12 protein-coding genes and 1 tRNA gene are annotated in these 21,218 nt (G+C 74.2%); 10 read left to right on the forward strand and 3 right to left on the reverse strand.

The window, feature by feature from the left end; translation table 11 throughout:
- Positions 1-14 precede the first annotated feature (14 nt).
- The gene (locus ACI79W_RS16165; RefSeq protein WP_456563110.1) at positions 15-2,528 is read right to left on the reverse strand and encodes a DEAD/DEAH box helicase; all 2,514 of its coding nucleotides are present in this window, start codon (positions 2,526-2,528) and stop codon (positions 15-17) included.
- A 211-nt stretch (positions 2,529-2,739) separates the two neighbouring features.
- On the opposite strand from ACI79W_RS16165, the gene ACI79W_RS16170 reads away from it, so the two are divergent.
- The 3 genes from ACI79W_RS16170 (at position 2,740) to ACI79W_RS16180 (ending at position 8,905) form a co-directional block, all read left to right on the forward strand.
- Positions 2,740-5,004, forward strand: coding sequence for a sodium-translocating pyrophosphatase (locus ACI79W_RS16170; RefSeq protein ID WP_456563111.1), 2,265 nt, complete (start codon positions 2,740-2,742; stop codon positions 5,002-5,004).
- Between the two features lie 258 nt (positions 5,005-5,262).
- The gene (topA, locus tag ACI79W_RS16175; protein ID WP_456563112.1) at positions 5,263-8,139 is read left to right on the forward strand and encodes a type I DNA topoisomerase; all 2,877 of its coding nucleotides are present in this window, start codon (positions 5,263-5,265) and stop codon (positions 8,137-8,139) included.
- Positions 8,140-8,143: 4 nt separating this feature from the next.
- The gene (locus ACI79W_RS16180) at positions 8,144-8,905 is read left to right on the forward strand and encodes a class I SAM-dependent methyltransferase (RefSeq protein WP_456563113.1); all 762 of its coding nucleotides are present in this window, start codon (positions 8,144-8,146) and stop codon (positions 8,903-8,905) included.
- Here ACI79W_RS16180 and ACI79W_RS16185 read toward each other — a convergent pair.
- Positions 8,884-9,345 carry a hypothetical protein gene (locus ACI79W_RS16185; RefSeq protein ID WP_456563114.1) on the reverse strand — a complete coding sequence of 154 codons (462 nt, stop codon included), beginning with the start codon at positions 9,343-9,345 and terminating at the stop codon, positions 8,884-8,886. The genes ACI79W_RS16180 and ACI79W_RS16185 overlap by 22 nt on opposite strands.
- 420 nt (positions 9,346-9,765) lie before the next feature.
- On the opposite strand from ACI79W_RS16185, the gene tmk reads away from it, so the two are divergent.
- The 7 genes from tmk (at position 9,766) to ACI79W_RS16220 (ending at position 20,566) form a co-directional block, all read left to right on the forward strand.
- Positions 9,766-11,946 (forward strand): dTMP kinase, encoded by a 2,181-nt coding sequence (gene tmk, locus ACI79W_RS16190; protein ID WP_456563115.1) that lies wholly within the window; start codon positions 9,766-9,768, stop codon positions 11,944-11,946.
- Positions 11,943-13,127 carry a DNA polymerase III subunit delta' gene (locus ACI79W_RS16195; RefSeq protein WP_456563116.1) on the forward strand — a complete coding sequence of 395 codons (1,185 nt, stop codon included), beginning with the start codon at positions 11,943-11,945 and terminating at the stop codon, positions 13,125-13,127. Before tmk ends, ACI79W_RS16195 begins: the two co-directional genes overlap by 4 nt.
- A gap of 100 nt (positions 13,128-13,227) precedes the next feature.
- Positions 13,228-13,300, forward strand: a tRNA-Thr gene (locus ACI79W_RS16200).
- Positions 13,301-13,675: 375 nt separating this feature from the next.
- Entirely contained in the window at positions 13,676-15,223 is a 1,548-nt protein-coding gene (locus ACI79W_RS16205) for a S8 family serine peptidase (RefSeq protein WP_456563117.1), read from the forward strand.
- Positions 15,169-17,052 (forward strand): S8 family serine peptidase, encoded by a 1,884-nt coding sequence (locus tag ACI79W_RS16210; protein ID WP_456563118.1) that lies wholly within the window; start codon positions 15,169-15,171, stop codon positions 17,050-17,052. Before ACI79W_RS16205 ends, ACI79W_RS16210 begins: the two co-directional genes overlap by 55 nt.
- 190 nt (positions 17,053-17,242) lie before the next feature.
- Positions 17,243-19,798: a putative bifunctional diguanylate cyclase/phosphodiesterase gene (locus tag ACI79W_RS16215; protein WP_456563119.1), complete on the forward strand. Its 2,556-nt coding sequence runs from the start codon at positions 17,243-17,245 to the stop codon at positions 19,796-19,798.
- Between the two features lie 114 nt (positions 19,799-19,912).
- Positions 19,913-20,566, forward strand: coding sequence for a flagellar brake protein (locus ACI79W_RS16220; protein WP_456563120.1), 654 nt, complete (start codon positions 19,913-19,915; stop codon positions 20,564-20,566).
- 133 nt (positions 20,567-20,699) lie between these two features.
- Here ACI79W_RS16220 and ACI79W_RS16225 read toward each other — a convergent pair whose 3' ends face one another.
- The gene (locus ACI79W_RS16225; protein WP_456563121.1) at positions 20,700-21,194 is read right to left on the reverse strand and encodes an inorganic diphosphatase; all 495 of its coding nucleotides are present in this window, start codon (positions 21,192-21,194) and stop codon (positions 20,700-20,702) included.
- Positions 21,195-21,218: the final 24 nt, after the last annotated feature.

Genomic DNA, 21,218 nt, shown 5'->3' on the forward strand with positions numbered 1-21,218 from the left:
CGGTGCCCGCGGGGTCAGAAGACGAGGTCCTCCTCGGCCGGCCGGTGCGGCTCGCCGGAGGGCGCGCCGGCGGCGGGCGCCGCCGGCGGGGCGTCCTCGGCACCGGGGTCGTCGTCGTCGAGGTCGTCCCCGGCGCCACGCTCGTCCGCCGCGGCCAGCTCGTCGAGCACGACGTCGAGCACCCGCACCGCACCGGCCTTGTCGAGCGGGTCGTTGCCGTTGCCGCACTTGGGCGACTGCACGCAGGACGGGCAGCCGGCGTCGCACTCGCAGCTGGCCACGGTCGCCCGGGTGGCCTGCAGCCACCGGCGCAGCGCCCCGTACCCGCGCTCGGCGAAGCCCGCGCCGCCCGGGTGCCCGTCGTAGACGAAGACCGCCGCGGTGCCGGTGTCGGGGTGCACCGCCGTCGACAGCCCCCCGAGGTCCCACCGGTCGCACGTCGCGAGCAGCGGGAGGATGCCGATCGCCGCGTGCTCGGCGGCGTGCAGCGAGCCGGGCAGCGCCGCGTCGTCCACGTCGGCCCGCTCGACGGCCCGGTGGTCCAGGGTCAGCCACACCGCCTTGGTGCGCAGCTGGCGTGGCGGCAGGTCCAGCGGGAACTCCGCCAGGACCTCGCCGGTGCCCAGCCGGCGCCGCTGGTAGGCCACCACCTGGTTGGTCACGTCGACCACGCCGGTGTGCGCGGTCACCGCGCCCAGCGGGCGCGTCCGCTCGATCGAGACGATCGACAGGTCGGTGACGTCGCGGGCCACGGTGGTCCAGTCGGGGCTCTCCGGGTGGACCACCGCGCAGGCGTCGTCGAGGTCGAACTCGTCGACGACGAAGGTGTCGCCGCGGTGCACGTAGAGCGCCCCCTCGTGCACCGTCGAGTGCGCGGCCCCGCCGTCGACGGTGCCCAGCAGCCGCCCGGTGCCCGCCTCGATGATCGCCACCGGCTCGTCGCCGCTGCCGCGGATGTCCACGTCAGGGCGGCCGCGCCCGGCCCAGTACCAGCCGGTGGGGCGCCGGCGCAGCTGCCCGGCGGCCACCAGCTCCTCGAGCTGGGCCTCGGCCACCGGGCCACCGAAGTCGGCCAGGTCGGCGGGCACCAGCGGCAGTTCGGCTGCGGCGCAACACAGCTGCGGGCCGAGCACGTAAGGGTTGGCCGGATCGGTCACGGTCGCCTCGACCGGCCGGCCGAACACCGCCCGCGGGTGGTGGGCCAGGTAGTGGTCCAGCGGGTCGTCGCGGGCCACGAAGACGACCAGCGACTCCCGCTGCGCCCGCCCGGCGCGGCCGGCCTGCTGCCAGAGCGAGGCCAGCGTGCCCGGGTAGCCGGCCAGGACGACGGCGTCGAGCCCGGCGATGTCGATGCCGAGCTCGAGGGCGTTGGTGGTCGCCACACCGAGCAGGTCACCGGCCGACAACGCCCGCTCCAGCTCCCGGCGCTCCTCGGGCAGGTAGCCGCCGCGGTAGGAGTCCACCCGGGCCACCAGGTCGGGGCGGCCCCGGTCGTGCAGCAGCCGGCGGGCCTGCTCGGCCACCGACTCCGCGCTCCGGCGGGACCGGACGAACGCCAGCGTGCGGGCGCCGCGCTCGACCAGGTCGGCGAGCAGCCCGGCGGCGTCGGCGGCGGCCGAGCGGCGCAGTGGAGCCCCGTGCTCGCCGGTCCGCTCGGTCAGCGGCGGTTCCCACAGCGCGAAGGTGGCGCCCGGGCGCGGCGAGCCGTCCTCGGTGACGGCCAGCACCTCCTCGCCGACGAGCCGGGTGGCGGCGGCGGCCGGGTCGGCGACGGTGGCCGAGGCCAGCACGAACACCGGTTCCGCGCCGTAGCGCCGGCAGATGCGCCGCAGCCGCCGCAGCACGTGGCCCACGTGCGACCCGAAGACGCCGCGGTAGGCGTGGCACTCGTCGACGACCACGTAGGCGACCCTGCGCAGCGTGCTCGACCAGCGCTGGTGGGCCGGCAGGATCCCGCGGTGCAGCATGTCGGGGTTGGTGACGATCCAGCGCGAGTGCCGGCGGACCCAGTCCCGCTCCTCGGCCGGGGTGTCGCCGTCGTAGGCGGCGGGCCGCACCGACGGGTCGGCGAGCTCGGCCACCGAGGCCAGCTGGTCGCGGGCCAGCGCCTTGGTGGGTGCGAGGTACAGGACGCAGGCGCGCGGGTCCTCGGCCAGCCGGGTGAGGGCCGGCAGCTGGTAGGCCAGCGACTTCCCCGAGGCGGTGCCGGTCGCGACGACGACGTGCCGGCCGTCGCGGGCGGCCTGCGCCGCAGCCACCTGGTGCTGCCACGGGGCGCGCACGCCGCGGGCGACCAGCCGGTCGCGCAGGCCGGGCTCGACCCACTCCGGCCAGCCGGCGGTGCGGCTCTCGCGCACCGGCAGGTGGTGCACGTGCGTGACCGGCTGCTCGTCCTCGGCCGTGCCGGCGAGCAGGGCGGTCAGGAGGTCCCCGCCGCCCGGCACCTGCCCGGTCGGCGCCGCGCCGCCCCTGGACCGGTCGTCCGTGCCGGGAGGGGGAGCCGACCGGACCGGGTGGAGCGTGGTCACGGGGTCCACTGTCACACCCGCGCGCAACCCGCCGCCGCCCGTCGCCGCCCACGGAGCGCACCGGGAGCGAAGAGGGTCGCAGAACGTGTGATCTGTCTTACACTTCGCCGCGTTCGTGTCCCGGCGGGTCCCTCCGGTTCGCGGACGCCGATCTCCGCCCGGGCCGGGGAGCACGGCGCCACCCGGGCGGCCGCCGACGCCTGGAGGACCCATGTCCGACGGTTCGCTGTCCGGTGGGGAGACGGCGCTCGTCGCCGTCGTCCTCGTCATCTCCCTGGCCGCCCTCGGCTTCGCCGCCTACCTGGTCCGCGCGGTGCTCGCCGCCGACCAGGGCACGGAGAAGATGCGCGAGATCGCACGGGCGGTGCAGGAGGGGGCGGCTGCCTACCTGCGCCGGCAGTTCCGCACGCTCGCGGTCTTCGCCGTCGTCGTCTTCGCAGTGCTGCTGGTCCTCCCGGTGGCCGAGGGCGGGCTGGGCACGCGGCTGGGCCGGGCGGTGTTCTTCCTCGTCGGCGCGCTGTTCTCGGCGCTGGTGGGCTTCATCGGGATGACGCTGGCCACCCGCGGCAACGTCCGGATGGCCGCGGCGGCACAGGGCGGCGGCTACCGCCCCGCCTTCCGCATCGCGTACCGCACCGGTGGCGTGTGCGGGATGATCACCATCGGGTTGGGCCTCTTCGGCGCCGCCCTGGTGCTCCTGCTGTTCGACGACACCGCGCCGGTCGTCCTCGAGGGCTTCGGCTTCGGCGGTGCGCTGCTGGCGATGTTCATGCGCGTCGGCGGCGGCATCTTCACCAAGGCCGCCGACGTCGGCGCCGACCTGGTCGGGAAGGTGGAGGCCGGCATCCCGGAGGACGACCCGCGGAACGCCGCGACCATCGCCGACAACGTGGGGGACAACGTCGGCGACTGCGCCGGCATGGCCGCCGACCTCTTCGAGTCCTACGCGGTCACGCTCGTCGCGGCGCTGATCCTCGGTCAGGTCTTCTTCGGCTCGATCGGCATGGTCTTCCCGCTGGTGGTCGCCGCCATCGGCGTCATCGCCTCGGTGGTGGGCGTCCTGGCCACCAACCCCGGCAAGGCCGACCGCAACGGCCTGGCCCCGATCAACCGCGGCTTCTTCGTCTCCGCCGCGGTGTCGCTGCTCCTGGTCGCCGTCGCCTCGTTCACCCTGCTCCCGGGCACCGGCGCGGGCGTCGACCTGCCGGTCAGCCCGCAGGTGCTCGGCTTCGTCGCGGTGCTCGTCGGCGTCGTCCTGGCCGCGGCCATCCAGCAGCTCACCGGCTACTTCACCGAGACCAGCCGCAAGCCGGTCCGGGACGTCGGCCGGAGCTCGCTGACCGGGCCGGCCACCGTGGTCCTGTCCGGTATCTCCCTGGGGCTCGAGTCGGCGGTGTACGCGGCGCTGCTCATCGGCGGGGCGGTCTACGGCGCCTTCCTGGTCGGGGGAGGGGCGGCCCTCTACGCCGTCGCGCTCGCCGGGTGCGGACTGCTCACCACAGCCGGCGTCATCGTCTCCATGGACACCTTCGGCCCGGTCAGCGACAACGCCCAGGGCATCGCCGAGATGTCGGGCGACATCGACGACGAGGGCGCCCGCGTGCTCACCGACCTCGACGCCATCGGGAACACCACCAAGGCGATCACCAAGGGGATCGCCATCGCCACCGCGGTCCTCGCGGCCACGGCGCTCTTCGGCTCCTACAACGCCCAGGTCGCCGTCGCCCTGGAGGAGGCCGGCGCCACGCTCGGCGACGCCTTCAGCCTGGTGAACCCGAACAACGTCGTCGGCGCGGTGCTGGGCGCCGCGGTGGTCTTCTTCTTCTCCGGGCTGGCCATCAGCGCCGTCTCCCGCGCGGCCGGACGCGTCGTCTTCGAGGTGCGCGAGCAGTTCCGCACCCACCCGGGGATCATGACCTTCGCCGAGCGACCCGACTACGGCGCCGTCGTGGACATCTGCACCAAGGACTCGCTGCGCGAGCTGGCCACGCCGGGCCTGCTGGCCGTGCTGGCACCGGTCGCCGTGGGCTTCGGCCTGGGCATCGGGCCGCTGGCCGCCTACCTCGTGGGCGCGATCGCTGCCGGCACCCTCATGGCGGTGTTCCTCTCCAACAGCGGCGGGGCGTGGGACAACGCCAAGAAGATGGTGGAGGACGGCAGCTACGGCGGGAAGGGCAGCGAGGCCCATGCGGCCACCGTCATCGGCGACACCGTCGGCGACCCGTTCAAGGACACCGCCGGGCCCGCGATCAACCCGCTGATCAAGGTGATGAACCTCGTGGCGCTGCTCATCGCCCCCGCCGTGGTCGCCCTGTCGGTGGGGGAGGACGCCAACACCCCGGTGCGGGTCGCGATCGCGCTCGGCGCCGTGGCCGTGGTCGTCGCCGCGGTCGTCGTCTCCAAGCGCCGCTCGATTGTCGTCGGCGGGGCCGCGGCGACCCCGGCGGGCTCGGAGCTCACCACCAGCGCCCCCTGAGCCCGACCCCTTCGCGGTACGCCGTCTTCCACCTGCGGGAACACGGTCGCAGGATCCACGTTGGTCGGGGTGGCGGCACGCCCACGGGGAGGTTGCGCCCGGCGCACCGTCACCGGAGTGGCTTACCGTGGCCCGCCGAGGGGCGTCCCGCGGTGGCGCCCGCACCGGTCCCGGACCCCCGGGGCCGGTGCAGCCGGGCCGCCGGCCCGGACCGGCACGCCGCACCCGCATGACCTCAGCACCACCGACAGGAGTCCCGTGCCCACGAAGACCACGCAGCCCGGCACCGAGAACGAGCCCACGACGGACGGCGCGGCGAAGACGCCCTCCCGCCGGGGCTCGGCCGCGCCCGGCGGCCGGCCGCTGGTCATCGTCGAGTCGCCGACCAAGGCCAACAAGATCGCCGGCTACCTGGGCAACGGCTACGTCGTCGAGGCGAGCGTCGGCCACATCCGCGACCTGCCGCGCAACGCCGCCGACGTGCCGGCCGAGCACAAGGGCGCGGCCTGGGCGCGGCTCGGTGTCGACGTCGACAACTCCTTCGAGCCGCTCTACGTCGTGAGCCCCGACCGCAAGCAGCAGGTGACCCGGCTCAAGCAGCTGGTCAAGAACGCGAGCGAGATCTACCTCGCGACAGACGAGGACCGCGAGGGCGAGGCCATCGCGTGGCACCTCATCGACACGCTGAAGCCGCGCGTCCCGGTGCGCCGGATGGTGTTCCACGAGATCACCCCCGAGGCGATCGCCCGCGCCGTGGCCAACCCGCGCGACCTGGACACCCACCTGGTCGACGCCCAGGAGACCCGCCGCATCCTCGACCGGCTCTACGGCTACGAGGTGAGCCCGGTCCTCTGGAAGAAGGTGCTGCCCAAGCTCTCGGCCGGCCGCGTCCAGTCGGTCGCGACCCGCATCGTGGTCGAGCGGGAGCGCGAGCGCATGGCCTTCACCGCGGCCGACTACTGGTCGCTGGAGGGCACCTTCGCCGTCGCCGGCCGGCGCGCCGGGGCCGACGCCGGTGAGCCCACCACCGTCCGCGCCAAGCTGGTCAGCGTCGACGACAGCCGCGTGGCCACCGGCCGGGACTTCGACCCCGCCACCGGCCGGGTCACCGGCGACGTCGTGCACCTCGACGAGGCCGGCGCCCGTGGCCTGGCCGCCCGGCTCGAGGGCCGCCAGGTCACCGTCAGCCGGGTCGACGAGAAGCCCTACCGCCGTCGCCCGTACGCGCCGTTCACCACCTCGACGCTGCAGATGGAGGCCGGCCGCAAGCTCGGCTGGTCGTCGGCGCAGACCATGCGGGTGGCGCAGCGGCTGTACGAGAACGGCCACATCACCTACATGCGCACCGACTCGACGAACCTGTCGCAGGAGGCGATCGACGCCGCCCGCCAGCAGGCCCGCGAGCTCTACGGCGATGCCTACGTGCCGGCCGAGGCCCGCCGGTACGCGAAGAAGTCCAAGGGCGCCCAGGAGGCGCACGAGGCGATCCGCCCGGCCGGTGACAGCTTCCGGACCCCCGGCCAGCTGGCCGCGGGGCTGGCGCGTGACGAGTTCCGGCTCTACGAGCTCATCTGGCAGCGGACGGTCGCCTCGCAGATGAGCGACGCGGTCGGGCAGACCGTCAGCGTCCGCCTCGCCGGGCGCAGCGCCACCGACGAGGCGGTCGAGTTCACCGCCAGCGGCCGCACGATCACCTTCCCCGGCTTCCTGCGGGCCTATGTCGAGTCCCGCGACGAGGGTGCGCAGAAGGACGGCGAGGACGACCACGGCAGCGACGACGCCGAGCGCCGGCTGCCCCGCCTGGAGCGCGGTCAGCAGCTCGACACCCAGGCGCTGGACGCCAAGGGGCACACCACCCAGCCACCGTCCCGCTACACCGAGCCGAGCCTGGTGGCCCGGCTCGAGGAGCTGGGCATCGGCCGGCCCTCCACCTTCGCCTCGATCATGCAGACGATCCAGGACCGCGGGTACGTGTGGAAGAAGGGCAACGCGCTGGTGCCCTCCTTCATCGCGTTCGCCGTCACGAACCTGCTCGAGCAGCACTTCGCGCAGCTCGTCGACTACGACTTCACCGCGTCGCTGGAGTCGGAGCTCGACGAGATCGCCGGCGGCAACCTGGGGCGGGTGGACTGGCTGACCGAGTTCTACTTCGGCGGCGAGGGCCGGCACGCCGGCGCCATCGCGCAGTCCGGCGGCCTCAAGCAGGTCATCGGCCAGCGGCTGGAGGAGATCGACGCCCGCGGCGTCAACTCGATCCCGCTGCGCGCCACCGACCCCGACGGGCGCCCGGTCGTCGTCCGGGTCGGCCGCTACGGCCCTTACCTGCAGGCCGGCGGTGAGGACGGGGCCCGGGTCAGCATCCCCGAGGACCTCGCGCCCGACGAGCTGACGACGGAGAAGGTCCGCGAACTGCTGGAGGCGCCGTCGGGCGACCGTGAGCTCGGCACCGACCCGGAGTCCGGGCACCCGGTGGTGGTGAAGGCCGGCCGCTACGGCCCCTACGTCACCACCGTCGTCCCCGAGGGCAGCAAGGAGTCCCCGCGCACGGCGAGCCTCTTCTCCTCCATGTCGCCGGAGACGGTGACGATCGAGGACGCGCTCAAGCTGCTCACCCTGCCGCGCACCGTGGGCACCGCGCCCGACGGCGAGGAGATCCAGGCGCTCAACGGCCGCTACGGCCCGTACCTGAAGAAGGGCACCGACTCGCGCTCGCTCGACAGCGAGGAGAAGCTCTTCACCACCACGCTCGAGGAGGCGCTGGCGATCTTCGCCCAGCCCAAGCAGCGCGGCCGGGCGGCAGCCAAGGCCCCGCTCAAGGAGCTCGGGCCCGACCCGGTCACCCAGGGCGTGGTCACCGTGCGGGAGGGGCGCTTCGGCCCCTACGTGACCGACGGCGAGACGAACGCCAGCCTGCGCAAGGGCGACGACGTCGAGTCGATCACCATCGAGCGCGCCGCCGAACTCCTGGCCGACCGCCGTGCCCGCGGCCCGGCGACCAAGAAGAAGGCCGCCAAGAAGACCACCGCGAAGAAGACCGCGGCCAAGAGAACCACCGCCAAGAAGGCGACGGCGAAGAAGACGACGGCGAAGAAGACGACGGCCAAGCAGGCCGCGGACCCGATCTCGGCGGGCTGATCCCGTGACCACCCCCGACCCGGACGCGCTGCAGGCCCGGGCGCGTTCGTTCGGGGGAGTCGCGGGCAGCTACGCGGCGCTGCGCCCGACCTACCCGGCGGACGCGGTGGAGTTCCTCCTCGGCCGTGGGCGGGAGCTGGACGTGCTCGACCTCGGCGCGGGCACCGGGCTGCTCACCGAGGTGGTGCTCGGCCTCGGTCACCGCGTCCGCGCGGTGGACCCGTCGCCGGAGATGCTGGCCGAGCTCGCCGTCCGCCTGCCCGCCGTCGCGACGGCGGTGGGCACCGCCGAGCAGGTCCCCGCGGAGGACGCCTCGGCCGACGCCGTCGTGGCGGGCCAGGCCGCGCACTGGTTCGACCCTGCCCCGGCCGCCCGCGAGCTGCGCCGGGTGCTCCGCCCCGGCGGGCTGGTCGGCCTGGTCTGGAACACCCGCGACGATCGCGTTCCCTGGGTCGCCGCGCTGGGGGAGCTCATCTCCGACGAAGCGCGCGGGCACGAAGCCGACCGGGCCGTCGTCGACCGGTTCGCCGCCGAGCTCGGAGCCGACGTCGAGGTCGTCGAGTCGGCCGTCGTGCAGCGCGTGGGCCCCGAGGACGTCGTCGCCGGGATCGCCACCCGCAGCTACGTCGCGGTGATGGACGACATGCGTCGCGAGGAGTTCCTCGCCGGGGTCCGGGAGCTGCTGGCCGGGCACCCCGGCACCCGCGGTCGGGCGGAGCTCGAGCTGCCCTACCGGACGCACGCCTACCGGCTCACCCCGCGCTGAGGTCGCCCGCCCGCCGGTGTGCGCGGACGAACACTCCTCCTCGGCGCGCGATCTGCGCGACCGCGCGCTGCCCACGCCCTCGACGGGCGGGTGCCGACGGTGAACACCCGGCGGAAGGGCAGCAGCGTGGTGCCGTCGAGGCGTGGCGGGTGGGCGGTGCGCAGGGCGGCGGCGTAGGCATCGGTCAACGCGGTCGCGGCCTCGGCGGTCCGGTCGGCCCGCTCCGGGCACCGGCACAGGTCGACGAGCAGCGGGTGGATGGGGGCGCGGAAGTTGCCCGGCACCTGCACCGCCGGCCACCCGCCCGGGGGCAGCGCCGTGGCCGAGCGCGCCACCAGCTCCGGGTGCCCGGGCACCTGGTGCAGGACGGCGCTGCTGACGACGACGCCCACCGGGCCGGGCGGGACCCAGTCCTGCACCTGGCCGAGCCGGAACTCCACCCGCGCCGGTGGGGGGCCTCGTCGCCCACGCGTGGGAGCAGCTCGACGCAGGGCCGTGCGCGTTCCCCGGCGAAGCGGAGGTGGGTGCCGGGGCGCCACCCGCCGGCCGGCCCGCCCGCTGGAGCTCCGGTAGCCGTCACTGCCCGCCACCCTGTGCACGGGGTGAACGGTGGGGGAACCGCGGGGATCCGGATGATCCCCCGGGCGGCGAAGGGCCGGAAACGTCACGGTCGACCGGTACCGTTGCCCCGCCGGGGCCCGCTCCGCTCCGGTGCCCTCCGACCTTGGGAGCCCGCGATTCCGGCCGAGCCGACGCCCCCGGTACCCCCGTCCGACGGGGTTGCCGGTGCTGTCCCGGGCGACGGCCTGCCGCCCGCCGGCACACCGGTACCCCCGTCCGCGGGCCCGCCGCTGACCGACGTGGGGCAGGACGGGCCGCCCTCGGGGGCGGCCGCCGCGGGCGCTGACGGCTCCGGCGCGGTGGGCGCGGCGGCGAAGATCCGTGCGGTCCTGCGGGTGCCCGACTTCCGCAAGCTCTGGCTGTCGATGTCGCTGTCCAGCTTCGGCGACTGGCTGGGCCTGCTCGCCATCACCGCGACCGCCACCACGCTGGTGGAAGGCTTCGCCGCGGCCAACTTCGCCCTCGGCGGCGTGCTGCTGTTCCGGCTGCTGCCGGCGATCGTGCTGGGACCGCTGGCCGGGGCCTTCGCCGACCGGTTCGACCGGCGCAAGACGATGGTGGTCACCGACGTCATGCGCTTCGCGCTGTTCGCGTCGATCCCGCTCGTCGACAACCTCATCTGGCTGTTCATCGCCCAGTTCCTCATCGAGGCGATCAGCCTGTTCTGGATCCCGGCGAAGGACGCCGCCGTCCCGAACATGCTGCGCAAGGACCAGCTGGAGCCGGCCAACCAGCTCTCGCTGGTGACCACCTACGGGCTGACGCCGGTGCTGGCCGCCATCGTCTTCGCGGTCCTGAACAGCACCGGTGGCGGGCTCGGGGAACTCGTCCCGGGCGTGGACGAGGTCGACCTGGCCCTCTTCGTCAACGCCCTCACGTTCCTGGTCGCCGCGGTCGTGATCTGGAACCTGCCGTCGATCAGCGGCCGCCGGGCCGAGGGTGCGGTCGTCGCCCAGCAGGAGAGCTTCTTCGGCTCCCTGGTGAAGGGGTTCTCCTTCGCCGGCCACACCGCGCTGGTCCGGGGCCTGGTCGTGGGCATCACCGGCGCCTTCGTCGCCGCCGGTGCGATCATCGCGACCGGGCAGGCCTACGCCAACGCGCTGGGTGGTGGGGAGGCGGCGTACGGGCTGCTCTTCGGTGCCGTCTTCATCGGCCTGGGGCTCGGCATCGGGCTCGGTCCCAGCGTGGCCCGCGACCTCGCCCGCGAGCGCATCTTCGGGGTGGCGATCGTCGGCGCAGGCATCATGGTGCTGCTGCTGTCCTGGTCGCCCGCGCTGTGGATCTCGCTGCTGCTTGTGGTCCTCATGGGCTTCTTCGCCGGCATCGCCTACCTGGCCGGGTTCACCCTCATCGGCACCGAGGTGGAGGACTCGATCCGGGGCCGCACCTTCGCGATCGTCCAGTCCCTGGTGCGCGCGGCGCTGATCCTGTCCCTCGGCGTGGTGCCGTTCGGGGTGGGGCTCATCGGGCGGCACTCGCTCGACCTCGGCCTGTTCACGGTGCCGCTCTCCGGGGAGCGGGTCATGCTGTTCGCCGCCGGGCTGCTGGCCGTCGGCGTCGGGCTGGTCGCCTACCGGCAGATGGACGACGGCCGGCCGGTGCCGCTGCTGGCCGACGTCGTCACCGCGCTGCGCCGCGACACCACGGCCCGGCGCCGCCTGGCCGGTGGCGGGGTGCTCATCGCGTTCGAGGGCGGCGAGGGCGCCGGCAAGTCCACCCAGGTGCGCCGGCTGCAGGAGTGGCTCGCCGACGAGGGGCTGACCGCCCGCGCCTCCTTCGAGCCCGGCGCCACCCCGCCGGGGGCCGGGATCCGCTCGATCGTGCTCGACCGCGCCCAGGTGGGCATCGCTCCCCGCGCCGAGGCGCTGCTCTACGCCGCCGATCGCGCCCAGCACGTGCACGAGGTGCTGCGGCCCGCGCTCGACGCTGGCGAGGTCGTGATCACCGACCGGTTCATCGACAGCTCCCTGGCCTACCAGGGCGCCGGGCGCACCATCCCCCTGGACGACGTCCGCATGCTCTCCCGCTGGGCCGCACAGGGGCTGCGGCCCGACCTGACCGTCCTGCTCGACCTGCCGCCCGAGGTGGGGCTGGCCCGCGCCCGCGGCCGGGCCGCCGCCGACCGGCTGGAGTCCGAGTCGCTGGAGTTCCACCAGCGGGTGCGGCGGACGTTCCAGGAGCTCGCCGAGGCCGAGCCCGACCGCTACCTGGTCCTCGACGCCCGGCGCTCGCCGGACGAGCTCGCGGCCGCCATCCGGGTGCGGGTGGCCGAGCTGCTGTCCGGTCTGCCGCTGCAGACCCCCGCCCCACCGGTCGCGCAGCCGCAGCCCGCCCCCGAGCTAGGGCACGACGGCCGGGACGGGGCCGCGGCCCACCACCCGCACGCGCAGACCGGCGTCACGCCGCAGCTGCACCCGTGACCGCCCCGGTGGTGGCGCCCGAGGAGGGCGTCTGGACGCAGGTGGTCGGGCAGCCGGCCGTGGTGGCCGAGCTGCGGGCGGCGATCGCCGACCCGACCGCGATGACCCACGCCTGGCTGTTCACCGGGCCGCCGGGCTCGGGGCGGTCCGTGGCCGCGCGGGCCTTCGCCGCCGCGCTCCAGTGCCCCGATGGCGGGGACGGCACCTGCCACGCCTGCCGCACCGTGCTGGCCGGGACGCACGCCGACGTCCAGCGGATCGTCCCCGAGGGGCTGTCGATCGGCGTCGCCGAGGTCCGCGAGCTGGTCCGGATCGCCGGCCGGGCCCCCTCGCAGGGGCGCTGGCAGGTGGTCGTGGTCGAGGACGCCGACCGGATGACCGAGCAGGCCTCCAACACCGTGCTGAAGATGCTCGAGGAGCCGCCGCCGCGCACGGTCTTCCTGCTGTGCGCGCCCAGCCTGCACCCCGAGGACGTGCCGGTCACGATCCGCTCGCGCTGCCGGGTCGTGGGGCTGCGCACCCCGCCGGTGGAGGCCGTCGCCGAGGTGCTGGTGCGCCGCGACGCCGTCGATCCCGCCCTGGCGTCCTGGTCGGCCGCCGCCTCCGGTGGGCACGTGGGCCGGGCCCGGCGGCTGGCGCGGGACGAGAACGCCCGGCTGGCCCGCAAGGCGGTGCTCGACGTGCCGCTGCGGCTGGTCTCGCTGGCCGCCTGCCTGGACGCCGCCGACGACCTCGTGGGCGCGGCGAAGGAGGAGGCCGACGAGGCCTCCGCCGCCCTGGACGGCGCCGAGACCGAAGCGGTCAAGGCCAGCCTCGGGGTGGGCGCGCGAGGGCCCGGTGTCGCCGCCGCCAGCCGCGGCGCCGGCCAGCTCAAGGAGCTGGAGAAGCGGCAGAAGTCGCGGGCCACCCGGCTCGGACGGGACTCCCTGGACCGCGCGCTGGTCGACCTCGCAGGCCTCTACCGCGACGCGCTGGTCCTGGACGCCGCACCCGGGGCGGATCTGCAGCTGAACCACCCGGACCGCCGCGCCGATGCGGAAGAGCTCGCCCGCAGGATCGGCGCGGAGGGGGCGCTGCGCCGCATCGACGCCGTCCTCGCCTGCCGCCGGGCGGTGGAGCAGAACGTGAAGCCGCAGGTGGCTCTCGAGGCGCTGACCGTCGCCCTCCGCCTGCCCGCCTGACCCGGGTCCGCACTGCTCCCCGGCGCTCGCGCAGGCCCTGCAGGAGGGCCACCCCTGCGCCGATGACGCGGAGCCGTGTCGTAGGCTGTGCGGGCAGTTCGCCGCCTTAGCTCAGTCGGTAGAGCATCTCACTCGTAATGAGAAGGTCGTCGGTTCGATTCCGACAGGCGGCTCTCCCTCCCCCAACGTTTTGCCTCGCCGCTGCGGAGCCGCATCCGCGCTTCCCGGGGCTGATCGCCGCAGCTTGCCGGCCCCGATCCGGCCTGTGCGCGGGGGCGCGGCGGTCACCGTGCGTGATGCCTTCCCGGCCGTCCGCCCTCCTCCCCGCCACCGTGCCGGACGGGTGCACCCGGCACCGGCACACCCGTCCAGGGGATCTCCGGTGCCCCGCACCTCCCACCAGGGGGTGATCTCGGCGGTGAATACGCGACACGTTCAGCAATTGCAGCACTACTGAACGTGCTGTCCCGGATGGGCAGCGAGCGTGTCAACCACGGATGGGCAAGGTAGGTGCACAGAGTGTCATCATCAACGTCAGGTGGCTCGTCGTGAGCGGCCCTGTGACGAGGCGGCTGCCCAGCCGCCTCGTGGCCGCCACCGTGGCCGCGGCGGCCACCGCGGGTACGGTGCTGATCGCCACGCCGGCCGGCGCCGGGGACGCACCGGTGGCGGTGGCGGACAAGGGGTCGCTGCACCACATCGCCGCGACCGTCGGCGCCCACGACGCCTACCGCGCCGGCTACACCGGCGCGGGGGTGGGCATCGCGCTCATCGACACCGGCGTCACGCAGGTGCCCGGCCTGGACTCGGGCAACGTGGTCAACGGGCCCGACCTGTCCTTCGACAGCCAGGATCCGGAGCTGCGGTACCGGGACGCCTACGGCCACGGCACCCACCTGGCCTCGATCATGGTGGGCCGCGACCGGCCCGGTAACCCCGAGTCCTACACCGACCCGAGCCGGTTCACCGGGATCGCGCCCGACGCCCGGCTGGTCAACGTCAAGGTGGGGGCGCACGACGGTGCCGTCGACGTCACCCAGGTGATCGCCGCGATCAACTGGGTGGTGGAGCACCGCAACGACAAGGGCAACAACATCCGGGTCATCAACCTCTCCTACGGCACCGACGGCACGCAGGACTACGCGGTCGACCCGCTCGCCTACGCCGTGGAGAACGCCTGGCGCAACGGCATCGTCGTCGTCGCGGCCGGCGGCAACGACGGCCAGGAGACCGAGCTGCTGGCCAACCCGGCCATGGACCCGCACGTCCTGGCCGTCGGCAGCAACGACACCCAGGGCACGGTCGACGTCAAGGACGACACCGTTCCCGCGTTCGCCAGCCGGGGCACCGACAAGCGGCACGTGGACGTCGTCGCCCCGGGTGTCAGCGTCCTCGGCCTGCGGGTGCCCAACGGCTACGCCGACGAGCGCAACCCCGACGCGCGGGTCGGCGAGCGTCTCGCCCGGGCCTCCGGGACCTCCCAGTCGGCCGCGGTCGTGAGCGCGGAGGTGGCCCTGTTCCTGCAGCGCCACCCGAAGGCCACCCCCGACGACGTCAAGGCCCAGTTCATGACCACGGCCTCCGCCTTTCCCAACGCGGGGCAGAAGTACCGGGGCAGCGGCCTGGCGCAGGTGTCGACGGCGCTCACCAAGTCGCTGACCAAGGGCAAGCCGGTCGGCCTGTCGTACAGCACGGGCCTCGGCTCCGTCGAGGCCGCGCGCGGCACCTCGCACGTCAGCCGTGACGGCGTCGTCCTGCAGGGCGAGGCCGACATCTTCGGCAACGCGTGGGACGCCGCGGGCTGGGCGCTGGCCACGAGCCAGGGCACCGTCTGGGAGGGCGGGCTGTGGCGCGGCTTCCTGTTCTCCGGCGACGACTGGCAGGGCACCTCCTGGCGGACGGCCGAGTGGACGCAGGCCGCCTGGGACGCCCGCACGTGGCGGGACGAGGAGTGGTCGGCACGGACCTGGCGGGACGGGTCGTGGACGGCCCGCACCTGGCGGGAGGACAGCTGGACGGCGCGGACCTGGCGGGACGCGTCGTGGAGCGCACGGACCTGGCGCACCGCGGACCTCGCCTCGGCGGGTTGGAGCTGATGACGATGACGCACAAGACCTTCAGGACCCTCACCGTCGCCGCCGTGGCGACGGCGCTGGCCGCCGGGACGGCCGGGACGGCGACCGCCGCGCCCGCCCCGTCGTCGGCCGAACAGGTCCCCGTGATCGTGCAGGAGCTGCCGGGTGCCGGCAGCGGGCCGGAGCGGGCCGTGGCCGGCGCGGGCGGCACGGTCGGCCGGCAGCTGGACATCATCGACGCCTTCAGCGCGTCCGTGCCGCTCGACCGGCTCGGCGCGCTGCGTGCCACCCCCGGGGTGCGCGCGGTCACCGAGGACGCCGCGATCGAGCTCACCAGCACGGAGGTGACCTCGCAGACGGGCGAGTTCGGGTCCATGGACTCGATCACCGACCGGATCGGCGCCAGCAACATGTGGCAGAAGGGGTACACCGGCAAGGGCGTCGACGTGGCGGTCATCGACTCGGGTGTCGTGCCCGTCGACGGCCTGCGCGCCCCCGGCAAGGTCGTCCACGGCCCGGACCTCTCGTTCGAGGCCCAGCAGTGCGACGCGCTGGGCATGAACTGCACCGACAGCCCGGCCGAGCACCTCGACGGCTACGGGCACGGCACCGCCATGGCCGGCATCATCGCCGGCCGCGACGACGCGGCTCCGGCCAAGCTGACCAACAGCTCCGGGGACGTCGACTTCCTGGGTGTGGCCCCCGACGCGCGGATCGTCAGCGTGAAGGTGGCCGACGCGGGCGGCAGCTCCGACGTCTCCCAGGTCATCGCCGGCATCGACTGGGTGGTGCAGAACCGCAACAAGAACGGGCTGAACGTCCGGGTCCTCAACCTGTCCTTCGGGACCGACGGGGTGCAGGACTACCAGCTCGACCCGCTCACCTACGCGGTCGAGGTGGCCTGGCACGCCGGCATCACGGTCGTGGTCTCGGCCGGCAACACCGGGTCGGCGACCGGGAAGCTGGCGAACCCGGCCTACGACCCGTACGTGCTGGCCGTGGGGGCCGTCGACGAGGGCGGCACCAAGGGCACCGGCAACGACGTCATCCCGTCGTGGTCCACCCGCGGCGACGGTGTCCGCAACCCGGACCTGGTGGCGCCGGGAGCCAGCGTGGTCAGCCTCCGCGCGCCGGGGTCCTACGCGGACCTGCTGCACCCGGAGGCCCGGGTCGGCAGCCGGTTCTTCAAGGGCAGCGGCACCTCGCAGGCCGCCGCAGTCCTCTCCGGATCGGCCGCCCTGCTGCTGTCGCAGCGGCCGACGATGACCCCGGACCAGGTCAAGGCCCTGCTGACGGGGACGGCCAAGTACATCGACTCCGCCGACCCGGTCGGCCAGGGGCGCGGTGTGGTCGACCTGGCCCGTGCCGTGGGGACGACGCCACCGTCGGCCGCCGCCGCGGCGCAGACCTGGCCGCGGGCCACCGGCACCGGCTCCCTGGAGGCGGCCCGCGGCTCGGCCCACGTGGTCCTCGGCGGCGCCGAGCTCACCGGCGAGCGCGACGTCACCGGCGCCGCGTGGAACGCCTCGGCCTGGGCGAAGGCGGCCTCCGCGGAGAAGACCTGGAGCGGGGGCGAGCTGACCGGCTCGCGCTGGTCGGGCGGCGCGTGGAACGGCCGGACGTGGTTCGGCCACACCCACAACGCCGACCACTACGGCGGGCAGCGCTGGGACGGCACCACCTGGCTGGACACGCCGTGGCTCGCCGAGTCCGAGGGCAGCCTCGCGGCCCGGACCTGGGCGGCCCGCACCTGGGCCGGGGCCACCTGGAACGCGAGCACCTGGGCGGCGTCCACGTGGGCGGCGCGGACGTGGGCGGCGCGGACCTGGGCGGCCTCCACCTGGGGCTGATCCCTGCATCCATCCCCGGGCCCCTGTCCCCGGCCCGGGGACCCCACGGCGGGCGGCCGGTCGTGCCTTCGCAGGCGCGGCCGGCCGCCCGTCGGCATCCCCGCGGTCTGACCACCACGGGGGATCCGGGACGTCGTCGGGCTCAACAGTCGGCTCCCACCTGCCGATGCAGCAGCGAAGGAGGTGTGCGATGGCCACCACGTCCACGACCGGCGCCGGGCCCGGGCGAGCCCGGCGACCCGCCACGCGAGCGCCCGCCCTGGTCCTGCTGATGACGGTCGCGCAGCTCGCCCTCGCCGCGCTCGTCGGGCTGCCGTTCGCCGACGCAGCCCCGCTGGCCACGGTGTCGCTGCCGTGGTGGGCCCTCGCCATCGGGTTCGCCGCCACCGAGGCGTGCGTGTTCCACGTGCAGACCAAGCGGGAGGCGCGCACCGTCTCGGTGAGCGAGCTCCCCCTCGTGCTCGGCCTGTTCTTCGCCTCGCCCCTGCAGCTGCTCGTCGGCCGGCTCGTCGGGTCCGGCCTCGTGTTCCTCGTGCACCGGCGCTCGTCGGTCCTCAAGACCTCCTGGAACCTCGCGCTCGTCACCCTCGAGACCGCCGTCGCCGTCGCGCTGTTCCACCTGGCGGTCTCCGGTCAGGACGACGTGGGCCTGCTGGCCTGGCTCGGCGCCTACGCCGGTGCGCTCGCCGCCAACTGCGTCGGGACCGTCGCCCTCGCGCTCGTCATCGGCATCTACGAGGGCACCATGCGGCCGGGTGAGGTCCTGCGCGACATGGTCTCCAGCCAGATCGCGGCACCGGTCGTGGTCACCGTCGCCCTGGTCGCCGTCACCAGCCTCTCGGCCTCCGTGCACAGCGCCTGGCTCCTCCTCGTCAGCGGTGCCGGCCTGCTGCTGGGGTACCGGACCTTCGCCGCGCTGTCCGACCGGCACCTCAACCTGGAGCGGCTCTACCGGTTCAGCCAGGCCGTCAGCAGCTCGCCGGAGATCGACGAGGTGCTCACCAACGTCCTGGGCGAGGCCAAGGAGCTGCTGCGGTCCGAGCGCGCGGAGATCGCCTTCATCGCAGGCCCCCGTGGGGACGTCGCCCACGTGCGCCTCGGCAGCAGCGACCGGCTGTCCCGGTCGGAGGACCCGCAGAGCCCCGAGGAGAGGTGGCTGCTCGAGCAGGTCGTCGGAGACGCCGAGCCACTCCTCCTGCCCCGTGGCAGCCGCGATCCCGGGCACCGCCGGTGGCTGGACGCCGAGGGGGTCCGCGAGGCGGTGGCCGTCCCCCTCCGGGGCGGGACCGGTGTCATCGGCGTCCTCGTCGTCGCCGACCGGCTCGGTGACGTGCGCACCTACGACGGCGACGACGTGCTCCTGCTGGAGACCGTCGCCAACCACGCCAGCGTGGCGCTGCAGAACGGTGAGCTCATCGACAAGCTGCGGCACGAGGCCCTGCACGACGCACTGACCGGGTTGCCCAACCGCGCCTACCTGCAGCGCCGGATGGGCGTCGCCCTGGACGACGTCGCCGACGGCAGGTCCGCCGGTGCCGCCGTGATGATCCTGGACCTCGACGGGTTCAAGGAGGTCAACGACACCCTCGGCCACCAGCAGGGCGACCTGCTCCTCGTCGAGGTGGGCACGCGGCTGGTGACGGCGGTCGGCAAGGCCGGTGTGGTGGCCCGTCTCGGCGGGGACGAGTTCGCGGTCCTGCTGGCGGGGACCGCCGACGAGGACCGCGCCGTGCACGTCGGCCGACGCATCCTGCACGCCCTCGAGTATCCGGTCGCGCTCGACGGGATGGAGGTGGAGGTCGGCGGCTCCATGGGCATCGCGCTGGCCCCCGAGCACGCCACCGAGCCGGCAGGACTTCTCAAGCGCGCCGACATGGCGATGTACGACGCCAAGGCTTCCACCCGCGGGCTGCGGGTGTACCGGCCCGACCTCGACACCAAGGACCCACGTCGCCTCACGATGGTGGCCGAGCTGCGCAGTGCGCTGCAGAGCGGTGAGGTGGAGGTGCACATGCAGCCCAAGGCGCTCCTGGCCACCGGGGAGGTCGTCGCGGTCGAGGCCCTGGCGCGGTGGTGGCACCCGGAACTCGGTTCGGTGCCACCCGACGAGTTCATCCCCGTCGCGGAGCGCAGCGGTCTCATCGGCCCTCTCACGACCCAGGTGCTGGGCGAGGCCCTGGCAGCGTGCCGGCGCTGGCGGGAGCAGGGGTACGACCTCGGGGTCGCCGTCAACCTCTCCACGAGGAGCCTCCACGACGCCGACCTCGTCGACGAGGTGGTCCGGTTGCTGCGCCGGCACGACGTGTCGGCGGACCGGCTCACCCTGGAGATCACCGAGGGGTCGGTCATGGCCGACCCGGCGCGTGCGATTGCGCTGCTGCACGAGCTCCGCGAGCTGGGCGTGCGGTTGTCCGTCGACGACTTCGGCACCGGGTACTCGTCGCTGTCCTATCTCAAGAAGCTGCCGGTGCACGAGGTGAAGATCGACCGCAGCTTCGTGAGCGGGCTGCGTGCCGGGGGTGAGGACGTGGCGATCGTCCGGGCGATCGTCGACCTGGGCAGGCACCTGGGCCTGGAGGTGGTGGCGGAGGGCATGGAGGACCAGCAGACCTGGGACCTCCTCCAGGAGATGGGCTGCGACCTCGTGCAGGGCTACCACCTCAGCAGGGCCGTGCCCGCGGACGAGATCGTGTCCTGGCTCGGCGCCCGGCGCGGCCGTGGCGGGGGAGGGTTGCGAGCGGTCTGATCCGGCACCCGGTGCCGGAGGTCGACAGCTTGCTCCCGCCGCCGCCAGGTCCCGGTTGTTCGTCCATCGATGTGCCCGTGCGCTCGGCGCGGGCCCGCAGGAGGAGAGAAGGAAATGACAGGGGAGCCAGGGGTCGACTACCCGGAGGAGAAGGTGGTCGTCGAGGTGAAGGCCACCAGCCGGGAAGACGTGCTGACCAGCTTCGTGGAGCGGGCGGCTCCCCAGGAGCTGGTGCTGACGGTGGGCATGGACGCCGCCCAGCGACGGGTGCGGCTCGAGCCGGGCGAGCAGCTCCAGCTGCTCTGGAAGGGGCCGGAGGAGCTGAGGGCGCTCCCCGCCGAACTGGTCCACGTGGAGGCCGGTGAGGGGCCGACCTGGCGGGTGCGGCCGGTGGGCCCGGCCTCCCGGGGCCAGCGGCGCGCCGCCGTCCGGGCCCCGGTCTCGGTGCCCGTCGAGCTCGGTGCGGGGGACCAGGTCCTGCTCGGTGCGAGCGTCGATCTCAGCGAGGGGGGGATGCGCTGCCTCCTGTCGTCACCCGTGCCGGCGGCGTCGCCCTCGCTGGAGCCCGGTTCCGTCGTCCCGGTCGCACTCGTCGTGGGCGGCGACCGGATGACCTGCAACGGCGAGGTGGTCCGCCGCCACGCCCGCACCGACGACCGCGCGGAACTGTCCTTCCGCTTCCTGCGGCTCGGTGAACGGCAGGAGGACGTCATCCGGCGCGAGGTCTTCGCCCAGTTGCGCGAGCTGCGCTCCCGCGGGCTGCTCTGAGCGTCGGCGCAGCGGGTGTGCACGGGCACTCGACCACCGCGGCGATCCACGGCATGCCACCGACGGTGGTGCGCCCGCTCGAGGTGCGCCACCGTCGGTGCGATCGGTGTCCGGCCGGAGGCCCGGCGGACGATCAGTGGTGCGTGGAGTTGTCCTTCGCGCGCTCGATCGAGGCGTTGATCTCGGCCTCGGCGGCCTCGCGGCCGACCCACTCGGCGCCCTCGACCGACTTGCCCGGCTCGAGGTCCTTGTAGGTCTCGAAGAAGTGCTGGATCTCGAGGCGGTCGAACTCCGACACGTCCTCGATCTCCTTGAGGTGCGCCACCCGCGGGTCCGTCGCCGGCACGCAGAGGACCTTGTCGTCCCCTCCGGCCTCGTCGGTCATGCGGAACATGCCGATGGCCCGGCACGTCACCAGGCAGCCGGGGAACGTCGGCTCCTCGAGGATCACCAGGGCGTCCAGCGGGTCGCCGTCCTGCCCGAGGGTGTTCTCGATGTAGCCGTAGTCCGCCGGGTAGCGGGTGGAGGTGAACAGCATCCGGTCCAAGCGGATGCGTCCGGTCTCATGGTCCAGCTCGTACTTGTTCCGCTGGCCCTTCGGGATTTCTACCGTCACGTCGAACTGCACGGACGTAGTGTGGCCCACGGGGGT

Source organism: Blastococcus sp. SYSU DS0533 (assembly GCF_054050775.1).

Excerpts from the sequence above, each read along its gene's own strand:
- ACI79W_RS16215 (WP_456563119.1), top strand. The coding sequence starts at position 17,243 with ATGGCCACCACGTCCACGACCGGCGCCGGGCCCGGGCGAGCCCGGCGA.
- ACI79W_RS16170 (WP_456563111.1), top strand. The coding sequence starts at position 2,740 with ATGTCCGACGGTTCGCTGTCCGGTGGGGAGACGGCGCTCGTCGCCGTC.
- ACI79W_RS16220 (WP_456563120.1), top strand. The coding sequence starts at position 19,913 with ATGACAGGGGAGCCAGGGGTCGACTACCCGGAGGAGAAGGTGGTCGTC.